Below are 4,524 nucleotides of genomic sequence, written 5' to 3'. Positions count from 1 at the left end.
GCTGCTGGGCGAATTCGATGACTGGAGCACTTTCGACGACCCCGGTCTGCTGGGGACACTGCCCCATGGCCTGCAGGAAGCACGGCGGCGGCACCCCGGCATCCGCCTGCCGAGCACCGGACGGATGATCGAGTCGCTGGTCCCCGTGGTGCTGGAGCAGAAGGTCACCCAGCTGGAGGCCCTGCATGCCTGGCGGTACCTGGTGCAGCGCTTTGGTGACCCTGCCCCCGGTCCGGCCCCCGCGGGACTGATGGTGGCACCGGATGCAGCCGGCTGGCGGAAGGTCCCAAGCTGGGACTGGCACCGGGCCGGAGTCGATTCCCACCGCTCCCGGACCGTGCTGCGTGCCTGTGCCGCGGCGTCGGGCCTCGAGCGCCTGGCCGGGCAGCCGCTGGGGCCGGAGGTTTCCGCGAAGCTGCAGTCCATTCCCGGTATTGGCCCCTGGAGCGCCGCCGAGATCCTACAGCGCACCCACGGCTCCCCCGACGACGTTTCGGTCGGGGACTTCCACCTCGCCGCCTATGTTGGTGCGGCGCTGACCGGCCAGCGGACCGACGACGCGGGCATGCTGGCCCTGCTCGAGCCATGGCGCGGGCACCGGCAGCGCGTGGTGCGGATGATCGGGCTGACCGGTTTCCGCAAGCAGGCCTTCGGCCCAAGGCTCTCGCCGCAGGATCACCGCCGGCACTGAGGGTGCGGGTCGCTGCACGGGAGCCACGGGCGATGCCGCCTAGAGTTGTCTCTATGACTAGCCCCGTTGACCTGACTGCCGTATTCGTTCCCAACCCCGGAGAGTTCTTCCGGGTGAAGCTGGCCGTGGAAATCGCGGCCGAGCAGGTCCAGGCCGAACCCGGCTGCCTGCGCTACGAAATCACCGAAGAGTCCGAGGACCGGATTGTGCTGACCGAGCAGTGGGCCTCGGAAGAGGACCTCGCCCGCCATGCCAAGGGAGCGGCCAAGCAGGACCTGGACGAGTCCCTCAGCGCCTTGCTGGCTGAACCTGTCGCGCTGCACCGCGGCTAGGATCTCTTCCCGCCGCGGGTTGCCACGCGCTAAGGGCTGATCTCCAGCCGGTGGATGGAGTCCGGTTCCGCACCGAAGCGGCGCAGCACCGCGACAACCGCTTCCTCGTGTTCGTCGTCCACGGCCGCGTACACGCGCAGCCGGTCTTCGAAGTCCAGCTTCCGCACGTCGGAGCGGAACACCTCGGCGCGGACCCTGCCCGTGTAAACGGTGGTCTCGGTCAGTTCGAGTGAGCGGGCCCCGGCCATCAGCATGGCGTCCCGCAGCCCGTCGATCCGTTCAGTGTTCACGATCGCGCTGACCAGGTGGCGCGGGGGGCCGCCCGGGGCCGCGGTACGCTCCCGGCCAGGCTCTGAATCACGGCCGATTGTGGTGGGCCGGGCCGTGACTCCGCTAAGTGAATAGCCGGACTGGCCCTGCTGCACCAGGTCCAACGATTCCTGTTCCGGTCCCGGTTCACGCAGACCGATGGTCCGGCTGATGACAGCGGCTATGATCCAGCTGACCACGAAGGAAAACAGGACCACGCAGACGATGGCGACTGTCTGGTGCCAGAGCAGGATTCCTCCCCCGCCGGCGAAGATGCCGTCGTCGCTGACAGGATTAATGCTGCTGTCGGCGAAGAACCCGAGCAGGAAAGATCCGAGCACCCCGCCCACGAAGTGCACGGCGATGACGTCCAACGCGTCGTCGTAATGGAACACGTGCTTCAGCCGGACTGCGAAGCAGCAGACGCACCCGGCGATCAGCCCGATCAGCAGAGCCGGTCCGGTGCCGACAAATCCGGCGCACGGAGTGATGGTGGCCAACCCCGCCACTGCTCCGGATACCGCACCCACAAGAGTCGAGTGGCCGCTGGTCAGGCGCTCCACGAGCAGCCAGGACAGCATGGCCGCCCCGCCGGCAACGTGGGTGTTCATCAGGGCCTGGGCTGCGATCGCGTTGGCCTGCAACCCGTCACCGGCGTTAAAACCGAACCAGCCGAACCACAGGATTCCGGCGCCCACAAGCATCAGCGGCAGATTGTTGGGCGAAGTCTTCAGCCTCGGCCAGCCCCGCCGCCGCCCCACAACCAGCAGCACCGCGATGGCAGCGGCACCAGCGGATGCATGGACCACAATTCCGCCGGCCCAGTCCTGGGCCCCGAGCTGGGCCAGCCAGCCTTTAGGATGCCAGAGCCAGCGGGCGACCTGCGGATAGACCAGGATCGAGAAGGCCGTGAGGAACACGGTCCAGCCGGCGAACCGCAGCCGCCCGGCAGTCGCACCGGTCAGGAGCGCGGGCGTAATGATGGCGAACATCATTTGATAGGCCACAAACGCGAGCGCCGGAATGGTGACGCCGGCGGCCACGGTATGGAACTGCGGGGTGTCTACGTCGATGAGGGCGAACGCATCGAACTCCCCCACCACCGAGTTGCCGTTGTTGCTGAAGGCCAGTGTGTATCCCACGAGCACCCAGGTGATGGTGATGACGCCGAGCGGAATGATGTTCTGCATCATCATGGTCAGCACGTTGCGCACCGGAACCATACCGCCGTAAAAGAGTGCCAGGCCGGGTGTCATGAAAAGTACCAGACCGGCGCAGATGAGGACCCAGGCGGTATCCGCCCCGTTCACCGAAGGTCTCCTGCCCGGAACGCACCGGTTCTGTCTATAGCAGGAGGGCACGGGATCCGTGCCTCGTCCCTGCTCGGGTAGGCCCGTGGCGCGGTGCCTGCTTCGCCTGCCATGAGTACGCGCATTCGATCCCCGCTTCCAACTCGTGTCCAGCATGAGGGGTGCAGCCGAGGGGGCCATGAGACTGGGTGGGGTATCCCCGGCGAGTTGAGCTTACCGTCGGGCCGCTGCGCATTAGAAGGTAGGAAGACGCAACCGGGGCACCGGGGGCAAACACTGTTTGTGCTGCCTCCGGCGCCCCGGTCCCTTCGTCCGGCCCCGGCCATAGGCCGGGCCGGAGCAGGAGATGGTGGAAACTAGTTGGCGTTCGCCCCGGTGAGTCCGTGCGGGTCAATCACGTACTTCCGGGCCGCACCGGAATCGAACTCCCGGTAGGCTTCCGGGGCTCCATCCAGGCCGATGGCGGTCGCGTTCACGGCCTTGGCGATCTGAACCTTGTCGTTCAGGATGGCCATCATCAGGTCACGGTTGTACTTCATGACCGGACACTGCCCGGTGGTGAAGGACAGCGACTTCGCCCAGCCTGTGCCCAGGCTCAGCGACAGCGATCCCACCTTCGCCGCTTCGTCGACGCCGCCGGGATCGCCCGTGACGTACAGTCCCGGGATGCCCAGGGCACCGCCGGCAGCTGTGACGTCCATCAGCGAGTTGAGCACCGTCGCGGGCGCTTCCGTGCCCGATCCATGGCCGTGGCCGCGGGCCTCGAAGCCGACGGCATCCACGCCGCAGTCCACTTCGGGGACACCGAGCAGCTGCTCGATCTGATCCTTGGGATCGCCCTTGGAAATGTCCACGGTCTCACAACCGAAGCTGCGTGCCTGGGCCAGCCGGTCCTCGTTGAGGTCCCCGACAATCACGACGGCGGCGCCGAGCAGCTGCGCCCCCGCTGCGGCGGCAAGGCCCACCGGGCCGGCACCGGCGATGTAGACCGTGGATCCGGTCCGCACCCCTGCAGTGATGGCACCGTGGTATCCGGTGGGGAAGATGTCCGAGAGCATGGTGAGGTCCATGATCTTTTCCATCGCCTGGTCCTTGTCCGGGAACTTCAGCAGGTTCCAGTCGGCGTAGGGCACCAGCGCGTATTCAGCCTGGCCTCCGACCCAGCCGCCCATGTCCACGTAGCCGTAGGCGCTGCCGGGACGGTCCGGGTTCACGTTCAGGCAGACCCCGGTCTTGCGCTCCTTGCAGTTCTTGCACCGGCCGCAGGAAATGTTGAAAGGCACCGACACCAGATCGCCGACCTTGATGAACTCGACGCCGGGGCCGGTCTCCACCACCTCGCCGGTGATCTCGTGGCCGAGGATCAGATTCGGAGGTGCTGTGGTACGGCCGCGGACCATGTGCTGGTCGGATCCGCAGATGTTGGTGGTTACTACCTTCAGGATTGCCGCGTGGGGCAGTTTCCGGCCAACGTTGGCCGGGTTAACGCCGGGGCCGTCCTTGAGTTCGAAAGTGGGATAGTCGATGTCCTGGACTTCCACAACACCGGGTTCGATATATGCAATTGCTCGATTACTGCTCATCGATATTCCTCGCCTTGTCACCTGGGTCTTTGATTCCTGGTCGTCCCGGTGAGCGGGCAGCAGGAGGCCGCTTAGCTCCCCCGGGAGCCCGAGCCTACAACGGAAGCAGGTGCACGGCTAGGACTGAAAACTCCGGGCACCGCGAACCGTGCGGAGTAGCTTCTGGCCCCTTTGGTTCCTGGTCGGCGGGATTTGTGCGGGTGGGGCTGAAGGTGGGGCCGGTGGAGCGGAAGGTGGGGCGGAAGGTGGGGCCGGTGGGGCGGACGAAGTGCCGAGGGCGGGGCCGGGGGCCGGACGGC

The 4,524-nt window shown here is 66.6% G+C and carries 4 protein-coding genes; 2 read left to right on the top strand and 2 right to left on the bottom strand.

The window, feature by feature from the left end; all coding sequences use genetic code 11:
* Both RTN46_RS16580 and RTN46_RS16575 read left to right on the top strand, forming a co-directional pair.
* On the top strand, nt 1-691 hold a 691-nt coding region (locus RTN46_RS16580; protein WP_312183055.1), incomplete at its 5' end, for a 3-methyladenine DNA glycosylase.
* A gap of 53 nt (nt 692-744) precedes the next feature.
* On the top strand, nt 745-1,023 hold the full coding sequence (locus tag RTN46_RS16575; RefSeq protein ID WP_312183054.1) for an antibiotic biosynthesis monooxygenase: 279 nt from the start codon (nt 745-747) through the stop codon (nt 1,021-1,023).
* Nucleotides 1,024-1,052: 29 nt separating this feature from the next.
* On the opposite strand, the gene RTN46_RS16570 is transcribed toward RTN46_RS16575, so the two are convergent.
* Together RTN46_RS16570 and fdhA are read right to left on the bottom strand one after the other, a co-directional pair.
* On the bottom strand, nt 1,053-2,642 hold the full coding sequence (locus tag RTN46_RS16570; RefSeq protein ID WP_312183051.1) for an ammonium transporter: 1,590 nt from the start codon (nt 2,640-2,642) through the stop codon (nt 1,053-1,055).
* Between the two features lie 356 nt (nt 2,643-2,998).
* Nucleotides 2,999-4,225: a formaldehyde dehydrogenase, glutathione-independent gene (fdhA, locus tag RTN46_RS16565; RefSeq protein ID WP_312183049.1), complete on the bottom strand. Its 1,227-nt coding sequence runs from the start codon at nt 4,223-4,225 to the stop codon at nt 2,999-3,001.
* Nucleotides 4,226-4,524: the final 299 nt, after the last annotated feature.

It is taken from the genome of Arthrobacter sp., assembly GCF_031988865.1.
In the GTDB taxonomy this organism is placed as follows: Bacteria; Actinomycetota; Actinomycetes; order Actinomycetales; family Micrococcaceae; genus Arthrobacter_B.
Note: the sequence above shows the minus strand (reverse complement) of the source record. Positions and strands in the feature narration are given on the sequence as shown.